The organism is methane-oxidizing endosymbiont of Gigantopelta aegis, assembly GCF_016097405.1.
Classification (GTDB): Bacteria; Pseudomonadota; Gammaproteobacteria; order Methylococcales; family Methylomonadaceae; genus Methylomarinum.
The window spans coordinates 38,856-56,209 of the sequence record NZ_JAEHGD010000001.1 but is presented as its reverse complement, the minus strand read 5'-3'; the positions used below and the strand labels follow the sequence as shown (position 1 = coordinate 56,209).

Here is a 17,354-nt window from a genome sequence, read left to right as displayed (position 1 = left end):
ATTCACACGTCTTGATTTTCACCTTCAGACGAGGCTATCGTCTCTTCTGTAACCGCTTCGCTTTCCGTCACTGTCGTCGTTTGGGTTTCTTCCACAGGCGATGTAACTTGCGCCGCTGTCAGCATCGCTAAAATACTGGCGATGGTATCACGCATTTCCCGGCGATCGACAATCATATCTATCGCCCCGTGCTCCAGTAAGAACTCACTACGCTGGAAACCTTCCGGTAATTTTTCCCGCACTGTTTGTTCAATCACGCGTGGACCGGCAAAACCAATCAGCGCGTTAGGCTCTGCAACATTGATGTCACCTAGCATGGCCAGACTTGCAGAAACACCACCCATCGTCGGGTCGGTCATAAACGAAATATACGGAATACCGGCTTCCGACAAGCGCGCCAGCGCGGCACTGGTTTTACTCATCTGAAACAAGGAATGCAACGATTCCTGCATACGTGCACCACCACTGGCGGTAAACACGATAAACGGAAAACCGGTGCGCAGACTTTCATTGACACCGCGAACGAATTTCTCACCGACAACAGCTCCCATTGAGCCGCCCATAAAACCAAAATCGAATGCGGCGGCAACGATACCCTTACCTTTTAAAGTGCCTTTCATGACGATCAAGGCATCATTTTCCTTGGTTTTTTTCTGCGCCTGCGCCAGGCGATCCTTATATTTCTTGCTGTCTTTAAATTTTAAGGGATCGCTGGCTTTTAAACCGGCTGCGATTTCTTCTTTTTCTCCTTCATCCAAAAACATTTCCAGCCGCACACGCGCTGAAATGCGCATATGAAATTCGCATTTAGGACACACATTGAAGTTTTTTTCCAGTTCTGCATTGTAAAGAATCGCATCACAGGAAGGACATTTATTCCACAACCCTTCAGGAACGCTTGCTTTTCGTTCATTACCATCTGTGCGGATGATCGACGGGACTAATTTTTCAAACCAACTCATTTTTCTGCTCCGATTTAAGCGTCACTATCCATAGCCTGACGCATAGATGACAAGAGTTCGATAATTTCAGACCGGGCTTGTTCCGGATCATCCTGATTAGCCTCAATCTTGCTAATCAGGGCACTGCCGACCACAACACCATCGGCTATTTCAGCCAGTATTTTCGCTGTTTTAGCATCTTTAACACCAAAGCCGACACCGACGGGCAAGCGCGTATGCTGTTTAATCATCGCCAGTTTTTGCTCAACATCCTGAGTATTCAGGTGTCCAGCGCCCGTCACGCCTTTTAATGACACATAATATAAATAGCCGCTGCCGACTTTATCCATCAATTCGACCCGCTTGGCATCGCTGTTCGGCGCTAACAGGAAAATCTGATCAATATTGCGCGCTTTTAACAACGAAACACAGTCTTCTGCTTCTTCCGGTGGTAAATCAACCGTCAAGACGCCGTCAACACCGACTCGCGCTGCCGCATTGGCAAAGTTTTCATAACCCATAATTTCGATTGGATTCAAATACCCCATCAAGACAATTGGGGTTTTTTCATCATCCCGGCGAAAAGCAGCTACCATATCCAGCACTTTGCGCAAGCCCACATGATGCTCTAAGGCGCGCTCACTAGCGCGTTGAATCACAGGGCCATCAGCCATAGGATCAGAAAACGGTACACCGAGCTCAATCACATCGGCACCCGCCTTGACCATCTCATGCAGCAACGGAACAGTAAATTCTGGATAAGGATCGCCGGCCGTAATAAATGGAATCAAGGCTTTCCGGCCTGCGGCATTCAATGCCGCAAAACGCTGCTCTAAGCGGCTCATAGTTTAATCCCCTCTCTTTGTGCCATGGTATGCATATCTTTGTCACCGCGACCTGACAAATTGACAATCATGATTTGCTCAGAGCTCATCGTCGGCGCCAGTTTCATGGCATAGGCCATGGCATGGCTCGACTCTAATGCGGGAATAATGCCTTCCATGCGCGTCAAGGCATGAAAGCCTTCTAAGGCTTCATCATCAGTAATATTGACATACTCGGCCCGGCCTGTATCTTTCAACCAGGCATGTTCAGGCCCCACACCTGGATAGTCAAGGCCGGCCGAGATGGAATGGGTTTCAATAATTTCACCATCCTCATCGGCCATCAGATAGGTCCTGTTGCCGTGCAACACACCCGGTTTTCCAGCGCACAGCGGTGCCGAATGTCGTCCGGTTTCCACACCATCGCCAGCCGCCTCCACGCCATACATTTTTACAGAAGCATCATCAATAAACGGATAAAACAAACCAATAGCATTTGAGCCGCCGCCGACACATGCGACTAAGGCATCAGGCAAACGCCCGGTCATATCCAAGCATTGTTGTTTCGCCTCGCGCCCGATCACAGTCTGAAAATCTCTGACCATGGCCGGATAAGGATGGGGACCTGCGACAGTACCAATAATATAAAAAGTATCATCGATATTAGTGACCCAGTCTCTCAAGGCCTCATTTAAAGCGTCTTTCAAGGTTCTGGAACCTGATTCAACCGGGACAACGGTCGCCCCAAGCAATTTCATGCGGTAGACATTCAAGGCCTGGCGTTCGACATCGACCGCACCCATATAAACCACACATTCCAGTCCGAGTCTTGCCGCGACAGTCGCCGTCGCCACGCCATGCTGGCCAGCACCCGTTTCGGCAATAATCCGCTTCTTCCCCATCCGTTTGGCGAGTAAGGCCTGGCCTACAGTATTATTGACCTTATGCGCACCGGTATGATTCAAGTCTTCTCGTTTCAGGTAAATCTGTGCACCACCTAAGGCCTCGCTCCAGCGCTTTGCATAATATAGTGGCGAAGGACGGCCCACATAATGCTGCAAGTCAGCATCTAATTCGCGCTGAAATTCAGCATCCTGCATGTATTTTTGATAGGCCTCATTCAATTCATTGATTGCGGGCATCAATGTTTCTGCCACAAAAATACCGCCATAAGGCCCAAAATGCCCTCTTTCATCCGGCATATTGTAATGTTCTGTCATAATTGTTCTTCTATGCTTGCTCGGTTGGTATTACGGATAAATGCTGTAATTTTGGCTGGATCCTTGATGCCTTTTTCTATCTCGACGCCACTGCTCACATCCAGTGCATACGGATTGACGGCTCTGATTGCCTCGCTGGCATTGTCAACGGTCAAACCGCCCGCCAGAATCACAGGCAATGCTAACCGATCGGGAATCATACGCCAATCAAAGCTGTGCCCAGTCCCACCTTGCACAACTGGATGCCAGGCATCCAATAACAAGGCCGAGGCATCATGATAATGTTGCTGAAGCGTATCGAGATCGGTCTGCGCCTGCATACGAATGGCTTTAATATACGGTTTTTTATAAATTCTGCAGGCATCTGCCGGCTCCTGGCCATGAAATTGCAGACAATCAATGGCGACCTGATCTAAAACCTTTTCTATCTGCGCCGGCCTTTCATCCACAAACAAAGCCACTACGGAAACAAATGCCGGCAAAGCGCTAACAATTTCCCGCGCGCTGGTGATACTGACATGACGTGGACTTTGTGGGTAAAACACCAATCCTATCGCATCTACCCCGGCTTCTGCCGCAAAAACGGCATCTTCAGGCCGTGTAAAGCCGCAAATCTTAACACGGGTTCGTATTGTTTTCATATCACAGCATAGCAGATCATTTTATGATAAAAAAAAGGCCTTCCACAGAAAGCCCTTTCAAATCTATCTCTTATCCGGCATAAATGACATATTATTGAATTTCTTCAACAATTTTATTAAACGCTTCAATCCGTGTTTTACCTGATCTAACCAGATCCATGCCAATCTCGATAACCAGATTAACCAAACCCGGCGTTTTGTAAACCATCATCCCCAGATAAGCCACGACAGGTACAGCGATAATCGCGCCAAACAATGTGTTTAAACCGATCAATCCCAATAATTTGCTAATCAGCACAACAGCATCCAGAGGAACCAGAATCATTGCACCAAAATAAGCGAGTACCATAAAGGTAAACAACACAAAAACGACAAATTGAAACAACCTTACCAACGCAATATTGACTTTTTTCATTGAAATATTTTTCCCGAATTGAGTTTGAAGCTAGCCAGGTATTATAAAGTAATTTTGCCCTACAGGTTAATTTTTACGCGCGTTTTTAAGGCTCAATTTCATCATCGTCGGATTCTATTGCTGTCCCGTCAATCCGGTTTCGATCCAAAAACAAGGGATGCAATAACGCACCCGCCAAAAAACCACCTAGATGCGCCCATAAGGCTTCATGCACGATAGTACCGGAAAACATTACTGCAGTGGTGGCTTTTTGTAATTGTATGATAACCCAGAACCCTAAAAACGCGATTGCCGGAATCTCAAACAACAGTGGAAAAAACAAAATAGGAATCATAATAATGACGCGCGCATAGGGGAACAGAAAAAAATACGCCCCCAAAACCCCCGCAATCGCCCCTGAAGCACCCACGACCGGATAAATCATATTCGGGTCATACCACCATTGCACATAGGTTGCGACCAGACCCGTCAGAATATAAAACAGCAAAAACCGTACATGCCCCATGGATGACTCGACATTATCGGCAAAAATCCATAAAAACAGCATATTTGCAATCAAGTGCAACCATCCCCCATGCAAAAACAAGCTGGTCAGAAAAGACAAATAGCCATCCGGCGGCAATCCAAAAGCTAAAGCCCATTGTGGATTGGAATAGCGCATGGGCACCATACCATACATATAAACCAAATAGCGTTGCCATGCGGGTGGCAATAACTGCATCCACACAAACACGACAATACAAATGACCATGATGGTGCGCGTCACATATGGCGTAATATTACAGGGGGCGGTATCTCTGAGTGGGATCATAAAATTATTTTTGTTGTTAGCATGGCGTCACCCGTCTGATATAAAACCCAAGTGACTGTTTATAAATGAGAAATATATTGCAAAAAACTAATCTGCAACAATGCTTTGTTCAAATCAGCCCAATGATGTTTGATTCTACGACGAAAAAACAACGACTCTTTTTTGCGGTTTTTTTGTTCTAATGCAGCATTAGGCAAAATTTGATCGTCGCACCAATTGTTCCGGCATAAAGTCATCAACCGCAATGGCTTTTGAGCGAGCGATCTCTGCAGCTTCGATTATGTCAGATTCTTTTTCAGTTATCAGTCCTTTTTGCAATGCCTCACGCACCATTTGTGGCCACTCATATTCTGTCAGCTTACCTTGTTGTCGAGCCTCACGCAGTTTAATCTCAATGGGTGCCGCTTGTAAAATCGCCTTAAATGCAACTTCTATTCGACCGCTTGAATCATCCGGACGTTGGTCAATATAAATACCGGCAGTCAAGCGCTCGCGTGTTGAATTATCATTCAACAATATTTTGGCTAATACGCTAATCAAATGCTCATCCGGGGCCGCGCAGGTTCGTCCGGTTGAAAACAATAAACCACGCAGAATGGTTGCCGGCACTTGAGTCGGCAATAATGCCAACGCTTTCCATAACGCCTCCTCAGCTTGCCATAAACTGTATTGACAGGCCCAAGCCAATAAAGCCCTATCTTCTTCCTGAGCGCCTTGATTTTCAAAATGTTTGAGTACACAGGAGCATAAATATAGATAACTCAAAACATCACCAAAGTATGCCGATATTCTTTCTTTACGTTTTAACTTCCCGCCTAAAATCATTAAGGCAAAGTCAGCCGCTACGGCAAAACTGCTGGTTAGTTTAGCCAATTTCCGATAGTAGGGTTTAGTCACTTTGTCACCCGGTGTCTTTACAAAATAAGCCCGGCTAAACCCAAGCCAGCTGGCACGCCCAAGATTGCGGATAAAAAATTGAACATGTTTGCCCCATAATCGATCGAAATCCATAATGGCCTTTTGCGCATCGGCCTCAATCAAGGTTTGCATTTCAGCCTGCACAAATGGATGACAGCGCACCGCACCTTGGCCGAAAATAATCATGCTACGGGTCAATATATTGGCACCTTCTACCGTAATACCCACAGGAATAACCTGATACAGTCGACCGATATAATTAGCCGGCCCCAAACAAATTCCAGATCCGCCTTGAATATCCATACCATCGTTGATAACCCGACGCATATTCTCTGTCAGATGATATTTGACGATAGCCGAAATAACAGCGGGTCTTTGGCCATCATCTAAGGCGGCGCAGGTAACGTGTCTTGCTGCATCCATTAAATAGGTCAATCCCGCCATCCTGGCCAGAACCTCTTCAATGCCTTCAAATGCGCCAATCGGCAATTTGAATTGGGTTCTAATGCGCGCATAAGCCCCGGTATTTCGGCAAATAAATTTTGCCGCGCCGACACTGAGTGCTGGCAATGAAATCGCTCGCCCCGTCGCCAGACACTGCATTAGCATTTTCCAGCCATTACCAACCTGTTCTCGACCGCCAATGACCCAATCAATGGGAATAAAAACATCTTTTCCCCAATTTGGGCCATTTTGAAAGGCCGAATCCAATGGATAATGACGCTTACCAATCGAAACACCGGCTGTATCGGTCGGAATCAATGCCAGCGTAATGCCAATGTCTTCAATATTCCCCAGCAAATGCTCAGGATCATACAATTTAAAGGCTAATCCCAATACGGTTGCCACAGGTCCTAAGGTAATGTAACGTTTTTCCCAGTTTAAGCGAATACCAAGTACTTTTTCCTGACCTTCATAAGTGTCATAACAAACAACGCCGGTGTCACTCATCGCCCCGGCATCACTTCCTGCCTCGGGGCCTGTCAAGGCAAAAGCAGGAATTTCTTCTCCTCGGGCAAGGCGCGGCAAATAATATTGTTTTTGAGCCTCGGTTCCATACGCCAACAACAATTTGGCTGGTCCCAATGAATTAGGCACCATCACAGTGACAGCCGCCGTTGTGCAGCGGCTGGCAATTTTCATCACCGCTTGGGAATGGGCAAATTCTGAAAATGCCAGTCCGCCATATTGTTTGGGAATAATCATGCCAAAAAACTGATTTTGTTTTATATAATCCCAAACCTCTGGTGGCAAATCAAAGCGATCATGAGTGATTTCCCAATCATTCAACATGCAACACAAAGTCTCGACCGGCCCATCAATAAACTTTTTTTCCGCATCACTTAAGCACGCAATGGGTAAATTTTGCAGACAACTCCAATCGGGTTTTCCGGTAAAAAGCTGAGCATCCCACCAGGTATTCCCTGCCTCTAAGGCTTCCCTCTCGGTCTTCGAAACAGGCGGCATTTGTTGACGTAGAATCAGAAATAATGGTTTGGAAATCCATCGCCGACGCAAACTGGGTATCGCCGTTATCGCTATCATAATAACGAGAAAAATACCGATCATACTCCAGATTAAGCCTGTCATAGCAGACCTCCTGTTTAATTTTTGAGAGGTTTTCCGGTTTTAAGCATATGCGCCAATCGAGCTAGGGTTTGTGAATTTTTCAACAGAGCTAAAAAAGCCTCCAACTCTAAATCCAAAAGTTCCTGTTCACTCAATGGCTGGATAATATCGGTATCACCACCGCTTAAAACCGTCGCCAAATGCCGCCCAATGACGACATCATAGGCCGTCGCCTGACCGGACAAATACATATTATGCAATGCAATATCGAGTGCCGCCCAGCCACTTTTTCCGGGCAAATAAAATACTGGTGACTCAGGCGGCTGATACTGCTCTGCCAATCCAATGGCTCTAGATTTAGCATCGCTCAACAAACGATCCTTATTCATGGTAATGCCATCCGTTTCCGCCAGAAACAAAAAGTCTCTCGCTTCTTGAGCCGATTGAGACACCTTAGCCATACCAATTAACTCAAATGTCTTGGCAATAGGCGGTATTGGGCCTTTCGCTATTTTTGGATATGTCATCCAACGCCGCAGCAACTCCTTACAGCCTCCCCAAGCCGGAACAAGCCCAACACCAACCTCAACCAACCCCATATACAGTTCAGCATGCGCTTGAATGGCATCACAATGCAATAAAATCTCACAGCCTCCTCCTAATGCCAGACCCGTTGGAGCACCTACTACGGGAAACGGCGCATATTTAAGCATGCGATAACTATTTTGCCCCAGATGAATAATTGCCTTGACCGTATCCCAATCCTCGGCCTGAATGGCAGGTGCCAGCAATGTCAGATTTGCGCCAGCCGAAAAATTATCGGCTTCGTTATAGATCACCATTGCGCGGTATTCATGCGTAACTTTATCGATGCTTTGTTGCAATAAGCCTAAGTTATCGGGATCCAGCGTATTCATTTTGCTGTGCATTTCAAAACACACAACGCCATCGCCAATATCCCACAGACTGGCGGAGGCATTATGTAATATCGGAGTAGTTTGTATTTTGATGTCTTCAAGCAACATCACACCGGCAGCGCGCTGAAGCGGATGATAACGACCCTCTGCATCCAGAAAATGCTGTTTACCCTTTTCCACCCGATATAATGCTTTTCCATCAGCCAGTAACGCAGGTATTTGCTCCTGCTGCTGTTGCAAACGCTCAATAAACCACCGAACCCCCAAACGTTCTAATAATTCAAACGGTCCATAGCGCCAGTTGTAGCCCAACCGCATCGCGCGATCGACCGTAGCAATATCATCTGCAATTTCAGGAATCAGGCTGGCCGCATAGCAAAAGGTATCCGCCCATACCCGCCAGGCATAACGTGAAAGAGGCTGGTTGCTTTCTAAAAAATGCCGTAGATCTTCTACTTTATGCGTCACATCTTGAATTTTAAATTTATCCGCGACATGATAATCACCGGTTTTCAAATCGATGACTTGTTTGATTTTTTGTTTTTCACCCGGCTTCAAGCGATAAAAACCGCCTTTGCCTTTTCGGCCGGTATAGCCCTTATCGATCATGTTCTGAATAGGCTCTGGAAGTACTGCAATTTGATACAATTTGTCATCGGCTGATAAGGCTTGCTTGAAACCTTTCAAAACATGAGGCATCAAATCCAATCCAATCAGATCCAGCAACCCGAACACCCCCGTCTTAGGAATACCAAAAAGCGCCATCACCGTATCGGCCTGCTGCACCGGCACATCCATCTGAATCGCTTGTAACACGGCTGTTTGCATCCAGAAAGTGCCGATTCGGTTGGCAATAAACCCCGGCGTATCTTTACAAATCACACAGCCTTTCCCTAAACTCATATCGGCAAATTGTGTTACAGCGTCAAACAATTCGGTATCGATTTCAACAGGAGCCACCAATTCCAAAAGACGCATATATCGTGGCGGATTAAAAAAATGCGTAATCATGAAACGCTTTTTAAATGTCTCAGATTGACCGGCAGTTAAAAGCGCTAATGGTAAGGTAGATGTATTGGAAGAAATCAATGTCTTCGGCTTACAGATTTCAGTCAGTTTACGGTATAAATCCTGTTTAATAGCCAAATCCTCAATCACCGCTTCAATGACCCAGTCAACAGTCGCTACACGCTTCAAATCATCTTCAATATTTCCGGGGCGAATCAGTTGGGCATTGCGCGGATGCATCAATGGCGCGGGCTTTGTCTTTAACAACCGGGTTATGGCCGCACGGGCAATTGCATCGCGATCGGTCTGCTTCTCATCGACTCTATCCAGCAACTCGACGGATACTCCGGCGTTGGCAATTTGAGCCGCAATCGCACTGCCCATCACCCCGGCACCAATAACCGCTACACGTGCTATTTTCATGACACCGCCTCCAGGATAGTGGCAATCCCTTGCCCGCCACCGATACATTGTGTCACCAGGGCATATCGTTTTTGTTCACGTTGCAACAGACTAGCCGCTTTACCTGTTATCCTGGCTCCCGTTGCCCCTAATGGATGCCCTAAGGCAATGGCGCCGCCGTCAATATTAAGCTTGTCATTGGCAATCGGTAATTCCTTTAAAACCGCCAAGCTCTGCGCTGCAAACGCCTCGTTCAATTCCACTAAATCGATATCCTGCAACGACAACGCCGCCCGCTGTAAAGCCTTTTTTGTTGCCTGCACCGGACCGATGCCCATAATTTCCGGCTCACATGCCGAAACGGCAATGGCTTTTATCCGGGCCAGTTTGTTTAATTGATGTCGATCCGCATATTGTTCACTACACACTAAAACGGCGGCCGCCCCATCGGTCAATGGTGAAGAGGTTGCAGCAGTGACGCTGCCATCCGTCAAAAAAGCGGGCTTCAGTTCTGCCATCGCTTCCAAGCTCGAATCCGGTCGTAGACAGCCATCCTCACTGACCGGCTTACCTTTTTTAGGATAAATCGGCACAATTTCGTCACCAAATCGTCCCTGCTGCACCGCCTGTAACGCTTTTTGCTGACTTAAATAAGCAAACCGCTCCTGCTCGCTGCGACTGATGTGATATTTACGGGCTAAATTTTCTGCCGTCTCACCCATGCCGATATAGGCTTGTGGAAAGCGCTGATACAAGTCAGGATTTGGCAAACTATTAAAGCCACCCATCGGTATCCGGCTCATCGACTCAACACCGGCACAAATAAATACCTCGCCTGCATTCATCTGAATGGCGCCTGCCGCCATATGAATAGCCTGCATTGATGAACCACAAAACCGGTTCACCGTAACACCGGCAATTTTGATCGGCAGATCGGCTAAATGAACCAAAAGGCGTGCCATATTCAGTCCTTGTTCCGCTTCAGGGAAAGCGCAGCCTAAAATCAAATCTTCAATATCTTGCGGATTAACAGCCGATTTTTTGAGCATCGCCTTAATCACTTGCGCCGCTATGTCATCGGGCCTGACAGCCGCTAATTCGCCTTTGTGGGCTGGCGTAAAGGGTGAACGACTAAACGCCGAAATAACAACATTTTTCATGACAGGGACTCCTGTTCTGCGAAGGGAGAGTTCTGGGAGCTAGCCAAGGCCTGAACGTCACAGTGCTGTGCTAAAAAGGCATCGATCAACGACCAGATATGGCCACTATTTTCCATCAATATACCATGCCGATCAGCCTTGATCAGGCGTATCTGTTTATCAATAGCGCCCAATTTTTCAAACAATACCGTACCACCCTCAGGATCCACCACAGGATCCTTATCGGCATAAAGCAATAATGATGGCGTGTTAATCTCTGATGCATCACGCTCCAAATCATGCATCAAGCGCCTTAATTCATATAAAGCTCTGACAGGAACATGTCGATAATTGATCTGTGGATGCTCGGGTTCATTTTCGATAAATGGCTTAACGCCTTCGTATGAAGAAACCCATTGCACAATCTGATTGGTGTTGTGTAACAACGGTACCAGCATAAATGAGGCACTGATAAATTTAACCGGCACAGAAACAGCAACCACGGCTTGAATGTGTTGTGGAAAATCATGTGCAAGCTTCAATCCCAACGCACCACCGGTAGAAAAACCGATTACAACGTTTTCCGTACAATGTGCTTTTAAAATAAACAAGCCCCTTTGCACGCTATTAAGCCACTCCTCATAACTGATATCGCGGAGGGCATAAGGTGATGTACCGTGGCCTTTTATGCGAACACCCAAAACAGTATATCCCTGCTGCGATAAATAATGACCATAATCCCGTAACTCGGCAGGGCTGGCCAACAAACCATGAATCAGCAGAATACCTATTCCATTAGCATTGTCCGGCTGAATGAAAAAAGGCGATGGATCGACGATTACCGTTTGTTCCATATTGATCGCATCATAGCTTTCAATGCTATATTGCGCCCGCTCGCACGCCAGACTCATATGCTCGTCTTCAAAACTCCAGGCCGCCAGTTGCTGATCTTTGATATGTGTATAATCTTGATCCGCCTCCATGATAATTTGCCGCACAACACGCAACGGCGCCACTTCATTGTTATAGACTGCAATCGGATTTTCTAGGCGAATCTGATCAAAATCGTAGTCCGCACATAATTTTGGTAAAAACTGATAACATTCATCCTGTTCGGTTATCAGTTCCGCCTCTTTCGCCAAACAAATAAATTGCTCAAAACGTCGACTATGCCCATAAAGCAAGTCAGCATAATCCTCAGGATTTAAAAGACTTCGATGTAAATGTATATTTTCTTTTTTCTGCAATCGTTTAATCGCAATATACAGTACGGTATAAAACCGTTTTTTTTCGATCACATAGTGTTGTTTAGCCACACGCTTCATTATCAAAGCAGAGGCCAGATGACTCAGATTAACCCTGGTATTGGCATAAATCTGTTTCATATATTGGTTACGTGAGCATATTGCATTTCTTGTCATCAAATAACTCAGCAAACGCGCCCACCAGCCGCCATGTGCTTTATTTAGTTTGAAAACATCGTCTATATTTTTAATTTCCTGGGCGACCTTGTCAGCCACCCAATAGGTCAGCCCGCTCCAATCACAGCAGGGGTTTATCGGCTCCCCCATTGAGACATCCATATCCGTATCCTTGAGCAAAAAATTGCTTTCAATCAATAATTCTTCCGTCTGCCTGAGACTCATATCGCCCATAAATAAATCAACGCTCTTAACCAGCAAATTTTCAGACGACCGGATTGGGTAAAAAGTGATGTTTGAGGGAATAATTAATGTGGGCTTCAGCGCCGCCGCCATCAATTCATCCAGGTTTTCAAATTTCAACGCTATTTTCCAGGCATGTAGCTGATCATCTCTGGCCTCTGCAAATGCTTTTTTAATGGCGACTTTGGCAATTTCAACGCCTTGTCCCAATATGGCTGCCCCGGTGTGTTGCTTACGCCGCTCTCCCGTCATGCGGGAATAAATACTGTATTCACCTTTTTTATCGATCACCCGACGATCTTTTACCATGCCACCTTCAGGAAAAATAATGACTTTACGGCCACGTAATATATGGTTGGCCAATATCGGAAATAATCGCGGATGATTATGGGGAAACACACCAACTTGTCTTAAATAGTGGGACAATATCGTGTCTTCTCTAAAAAATTCAGCAGATGCAATGGCACAACTGTAGGCCCCAGTTTTTTCAAAAATCAAAAATTGGGGAATAAAGGTTTCAAAGCGGGAAAAATGATTGAATAGAAAAATATCGCCCTGCAGGGCTTGCTCGTCAGCATGCAGTCTTATGTTGACACTCAGGAGATTACGAACAGCGCTGAATAACTTAACCGAGCGATGATACAAATCATCATCGATATCCGGCCACTCATCAGGATAGTCAGATAAAGCCATCGGCAATACTCCTGTAGTGCAGGCAAAACGTATGCTGAGCACATCGGTCAGACGAATTCAGGAAACACCGAATAAGATTTACTGCATAAAAGTCTTAACAGGACAATTCAACATACGCTATTTTTCAGGTAATGGATAGGACTCAGATAAATTACAGAGGTTCAAAACTCTGCCGATTGACCTACGTTATACTCTTTACGAATGGCTTTCATCCCACATTTTTTCCAGCCGTTTCGCCGATACCGGATAGGCGGTTTTGAGTTGCTGGGCAAACAATGACACTCTGAACTCTTCCAACGCCCAGCGAAATTTCTGCAGCTCAGGCCAGAGCGGTTGTTTTTCGGCCTGTTTTTCTACCTCATCCCAATAACGTCGCCAATAACGCTGAAGTATTTGCAGATTTTGAGCCTCATTCTTTTGTTTTTCCAGACGCATTGAAATGGCTTTTAAATACCGGGGAATATGCCGAATTTGTGACATCGGGGTATAACGAATAAATCCTGAATATAACAATAAATCCAGTTGCTGCTGAATATCATCGCGGGTTGCTGCCTGAACACCGGGGTGTTGCAGTTGCTGACGGATTTTGACATACAAATCCATAATCTGATCAAGATTCTGCCCCAACTGATTACCCGCTTCGACCAACTCGGTTTTATGCCGATTCAGGCATTCCTCAAACTGAGCTTGACTGCGAATCGCTGTATTGCCCAGAAAAACATGCGCGATCACGGCCGTCACACTATCCTGCTTGAAATCACCACCCGGCCTGTCAGAGAGAATAGAATGCCGAGCCATCTGCCCATACAATACCGGCACAGTTTTCGCCACGGGTATGTTCTTCCGCAGATACTGACACGATTTTCGACATTGCAGTTGAAACAACTTGTTCAATCCCCAGACATGGGCCGATTCGGCTTTGTCACGGGTATCGAACATTTTTACGCCAACCGTTTCACCTTCATCGACTAGCGCCGGAAAGCCAAGAAAAGACTGACCATTCTGGATAAACTGCCAGGTTTCCGGCAATTCATCGACCGGCCAATCAATACAGCCGGTAAAATTCAATTCATCGGCAGCCAATTGATCAAAACTGTCACCGGCAGTTTCAGAAAATTGCTGTTGCAAGGCTTTCAAATCCCGCCCGCTTCCCAGAATTTTGCCCTGCTCATCGACAATACGAAAATTCATGCGTAAATGTGCACTCAACACACCTGGCTGCCACAGGTTCAAGGGCACTGATTCACCGGTTAATTTACGCAATCTGTCACTTAACCATTGAAACAGCGAACCCTTACCTTCCGGCTCAACTGCCAGACAGGCTTTAACTGTTTCCGGTACTGGCACAAAATGTTTACGCAAGTTTTTCGGTAAAGCCTTGAGTAAGGCGATCAGCTTCTCTTCCAGCATGCCTGGCACCAGCCAATCAAACGGCGCTTCGGTCAGTTGGTTGAGCTGATGCACGGGCACCACTGCCGTCACACCATCTTCAGGATGTCCGGGTTCAAACCGATAATCCAGCCGAATCGTTAAATTGCCAATTTTTTTACTGTCGGGAAAATTCCATTCATCCACATGCTCATCACCACCTCGGGTTAAATCTTCCTTGGTTAAAAACAGGATTTTAGGATTTTCCTTTTCGGCTTTTTTACGCCATTGATCCAGAGTGATGCCATTGACCACCGTTTCCGGCAGAATTCTGTCATAAAAGGTATATAACCACTCTTCATCTTCGATTAAATCAACGCGGCGACCTTTATGCTGAATATAGCCCACTTCTTCCAGCAACTTCTGGTTAGCCTTAAAAAACGGAGCATGGGTGTGATAGTCCTGCGCAACCAACCCACAGCGGATAAAGATTTCCCGCGCGCCCTTCGGATCAACCCGTTCATAGGGGATTTTACGCTTAGCCTGCAAGGTGATGCCATACAACAAGGTACGTTCATAAACCGCGCTGCGGCCGGCCTTTTTTTCCCAATGCGGATCATAATAACTGCGTTTGATCAAATGCGGCGCCGCCTGCTCGATCCATTCCGGCTCAATTTTAGCCACCGTTCGCGCATACACTTTGGAAGTTTCCACTTGTTCGGCCGCCATAATCCATTTTGGCCGCGCTTTATGTTGTCCTGATCCTGGAAAAATATAAAACTTTAAATTACGGGCACCTAAGTATTCGTATTGTTCATGCCGAAAACCGATATTCGATAACAAACCGGGCAACAAGGCTTTATGAATTTCATCGTAACTTGCCGGCACCTGATTAGGTCTTAATTTCAATTCCCCCTTGATGACCTGCATAATTTGGCTATGAATATCATGCCATTCCCGCATCCTGACATACGATAAATAATTATCGCGGCAATATTTACGTAGTTTGTTATTGCTCAGATGTTTCTTTTTTTCCTCAAAATGCTGCCACAAATTCAAAAAGCCCAGAAAATCCGAATTTTCATCCTTGAAGCGCGCATGTTTGCTTTCAGCCTGCTGCAATTTATCTGACGGTTTTTCGCGTGGGTCCTGAATACTCAAACCAGCCACGATAATGGCTACTTCCGTCAAACAATTGAATTTTGCCGCTGCTAGTAACATCCGTGCTAAACGAGGGTCGGCCGGAACTTTGGCTAATTGCCGACCGGTTTCGGTTAATTTCCCGTTGTTATCTAAGGCGTTGACTTCATGCAACACCTGTTTGCCATCACGAATCATCTTCGCTTCCGGTGACTCGACAAACGGGAATTTTTCGATTTCTCCAAGTTTCAGTGCCGCCATCTGCAGAATCACCGACGACAAATTAGTTCTTAAAATTTCGGGTTCGGTAAATTGCGGCCGATTCAGAAAGTCCTCTTCCGAATATAAGCGAATACAAATCCCGGGTGCCACCCGTCCGCAGCGCCCGGCCCGTTGATTGGCGCTGGCCTGGGAAATTTTTTCGATAGGCAGGCGCTGGATTTTGCTGCGCGCACTGTAGCGGCTGATGCGGGCATGGCCGGTATCGATCACACTGCGTATACCCGGCACAGTCAAAGAGGTTTCAGCGACATTAGTGGCTAATACAATACGTGCCCTACCACTGCCCTTGAAAACCCGTTCCTGCTCGCGCACACTGAGCTTGGAATATAGCGGCAAAATATCATAGGATTTGGAAAAATGGCGGGTCAAGGTATCGGTAGCTTCCTTGATTTCACGTTCACCACTTAAAAAAATCAGAATATCGCCCGGCATATCGCGCTGCAATTCCTGCACCGCGTCGATAAGCCCCTGCTGCACATCAGCCGAGGTTTCATCATCTTCCTCAATCAATTCAATCGGGCGATAGCGCACTTCAACAGGATAGGTGCGCCCAGAGACCTCAATAATCGGCGCCTCATCAAAATGTTTGGCAAAGCGTTCCGGGTCAATCGTGGCCGAGGTAATGATCAGTTTCAAATCTGGCCGTTTGGGTAACAGCCATTTCAGATACCCCAGCAGAAAATCGATATTCAAACTGCGCTCATGCGCTTCATCGATAATCAGGGTATCGTATTGATTCAAAAAACGATCGTTTTGTGACTCGGCCAGTAAAATACCGTCCGTCATCAGCTTGATCAACGAGGTATCGTGGGTTTTATCATGAAAGCGCACCTTGTAACCGACAGACTGTCCTAGCTTCTCGCCCAACTCCTCGGCGATGCGATCAGCCACTGTGCGCGCTGCGATTCGACGGGGTTGCGTGTGACCAATAAAGCCGGTTTGCCCTCGCCCTGCTTCCAGACAAATCTTGGGCAACTGAGTGGTTTTGCCAGAACCGGTTTCACCGCAAACAATCACTACCTGATGCTTGCGAATCAACTTAACGATGTCATCTTTTTTACCTGAAACCGGTAAATCGGGATAATCAAAAACTGGAATTGACGCCCGCCGTGCCCTTTTTTTTGCTAACGACTGCTCAATGCGCGCCGCCACTCGGCTGACTTGTTCCGTTAGATCCTTGCCCAAACGGATGTCACGCGCGAGCCGATCTAATTGCCGCTTCAAGCGAAATCGATCGACTTGCATACACTCGGCCAACTGTTGACGCAGTGATTTTATGTGTTCTATCTGGGACATGGACAATTCTGAAAAATCCATTATTATAAAGGTATTCAGCGAAATGCTTAACACAGAATAACCTTCCTGACAGGAATTGCCATAAGGCGCCCGGAATATAAGAAGA

General features: G+C 46.4%; 11 protein-coding genes. All 11 read right to left on the bottom strand.

The features are described from left to right. Positions 1-2: 2 nt before the first annotated feature. The 11 genes from accD to hrpA all read right to left on the bottom strand — a co-directional run bounded on the left by accD (position 3) and on the right by hrpA (position 17,248). Positions 3-962, bottom strand: coding sequence for an acetyl-CoA carboxylase, carboxyltransferase subunit beta (accD, locus tag JEU20_RS00250; RefSeq protein WP_198242919.1), 960 nt, complete (start codon positions 960-962; stop codon positions 3-5). 14 nt (positions 963-976) lie between these two features. Beyond that, the gene (gene trpA, locus JEU20_RS00245; protein ID WP_198242917.1) at positions 977-1,786 is read right to left on the bottom strand and encodes a tryptophan synthase subunit alpha; all 810 of its coding nucleotides are present in this window, start codon (positions 1,784-1,786) and stop codon (positions 977-979) included. Then, the gene (gene trpB, locus JEU20_RS00240; RefSeq protein ID WP_198242915.1) at positions 1,783-2,985 is read right to left on the bottom strand and encodes a tryptophan synthase subunit beta; all 1,203 of its coding nucleotides are present in this window, start codon (positions 2,983-2,985) and stop codon (positions 1,783-1,785) included. The genes trpA and trpB overlap by 4 nt, the downstream gene beginning before the upstream one ends. After that, positions 2,982-3,617 carry a phosphoribosylanthranilate isomerase gene (locus JEU20_RS00235; protein WP_198245744.1) on the bottom strand — a complete coding sequence of 212 codons (636 nt, stop codon included), beginning with the start codon at positions 3,615-3,617 and terminating at the stop codon, positions 2,982-2,984. The genes trpB and JEU20_RS00235 overlap by 4 nt, the downstream gene beginning before the upstream one ends. A 100-nt stretch (positions 3,618-3,717) precedes the next feature. After that, complete coding sequence (locus JEU20_RS00230) at positions 3,718-4,041, bottom strand: hypothetical protein (protein WP_198242913.1); 324 nt, start codon at positions 4,039-4,041, stop codon at positions 3,718-3,720. Positions 4,042-4,126: 85 nt separating this feature from the next. After that, positions 4,127-4,852 (bottom strand): rhomboid family intramembrane serine protease, encoded by a 726-nt coding sequence (locus JEU20_RS00225; RefSeq protein ID WP_198242911.1) that lies wholly within the window; start codon positions 4,850-4,852, stop codon positions 4,127-4,129. Between the two features lie 189 nt (positions 4,853-5,041). Continuing rightward, on the bottom strand, positions 5,042-7,360 hold the full coding sequence (locus JEU20_RS00220) for an acyl-CoA dehydrogenase (protein ID WP_198242909.1): 2,319 nt from the start codon (positions 7,358-7,360) through the stop codon (positions 5,042-5,044). Positions 7,361-7,374: 14 nt separating this feature from the next. Beyond that, the gene (locus JEU20_RS00215) at positions 7,375-9,687 is read right to left on the bottom strand and encodes a 3-hydroxyacyl-CoA dehydrogenase/enoyl-CoA hydratase family protein (RefSeq protein WP_198242907.1); all 2,313 of its coding nucleotides are present in this window, start codon (positions 9,685-9,687) and stop codon (positions 7,375-7,377) included. Next, the gene (locus tag JEU20_RS00210) at positions 9,684-10,826 is read right to left on the bottom strand and encodes a thiolase family protein (protein WP_198242905.1); all 1,143 of its coding nucleotides are present in this window, start codon (positions 10,824-10,826) and stop codon (positions 9,684-9,686) included. The genes JEU20_RS00215 and JEU20_RS00210 overlap by 4 nt, the downstream gene beginning before the upstream one ends. After that, positions 10,823-13,162 (bottom strand): alpha/beta fold hydrolase, encoded by a 2,340-nt coding sequence (locus tag JEU20_RS00205; protein WP_198242903.1) that lies wholly within the window; start codon positions 13,160-13,162, stop codon positions 10,823-10,825. Before JEU20_RS00205 ends, JEU20_RS00210 begins: the two co-directional genes overlap by 4 nt. A 195-nt stretch (positions 13,163-13,357) precedes the next feature. Further along, complete coding sequence (hrpA, locus tag JEU20_RS00200) at positions 13,358-17,248, bottom strand: ATP-dependent RNA helicase HrpA (protein WP_198242901.1); 3,891 nt, start codon at positions 17,246-17,248, stop codon at positions 13,358-13,360. Between the last annotated feature and the right edge of the window lie 106 nt (positions 17,249-17,354).

Coding starts and splice junctions, on each gene's coding strand:
- trpA (WP_198242917.1), bottom strand. CDS start 1,786: ATGAGCCGCTTAGAGCAGCGTTTTGCGGCATTGAATGCCGCAGGCCGG.
- JEU20_RS00225 (WP_198242911.1), bottom strand. CDS start 4,852: ATGATCCCACTCAGAGATACCGCCCCCTGTAATATTACGCCATATGTG.
- accD (WP_198242919.1), bottom strand. CDS start 962: ATGAGTTGGTTTGAAAAATTAGTCCCGTCGATCATCCGCACAGATGGT.
- JEU20_RS00220 (WP_198242909.1), bottom strand. CDS start 7,360: ATGACAGGCTTAATCTGGAGTATGATCGGTATTTTTCTCGTTATTATG.
- hrpA (WP_198242901.1), bottom strand. CDS start 17,248: ATGTCCCAGATAGAACACATAAAATCACTGCGTCAACAGTTGGCCGAG.
- JEU20_RS00230 (WP_198242913.1), bottom strand. CDS start 4,041: ATGAAAAAAGTCAATATTGCGTTGGTAAGGTTGTTTCAATTTGTCGTT.
- trpB (WP_198242915.1), bottom strand. CDS start 2,985: ATGACAGAACATTACAATATGCCGGATGAAAGAGGGCATTTTGGGCCT.
- JEU20_RS00205 (WP_198242903.1), bottom strand. CDS start 13,162: ATGGCTTTATCTGACTATCCTGATGAGTGGCCGGATATCGATGATGAT.
- JEU20_RS00215 (WP_198242907.1), bottom strand. CDS start 9,687: ATGAAAATAGCACGTGTAGCGGTTATTGGTGCCGGGGTGATGGGCAGT.
- JEU20_RS00210 (WP_198242905.1), bottom strand. CDS start 10,826: ATGAAAAATGTTGTTATTTCGGCGTTTAGTCGTTCACCCTTTACGCCA.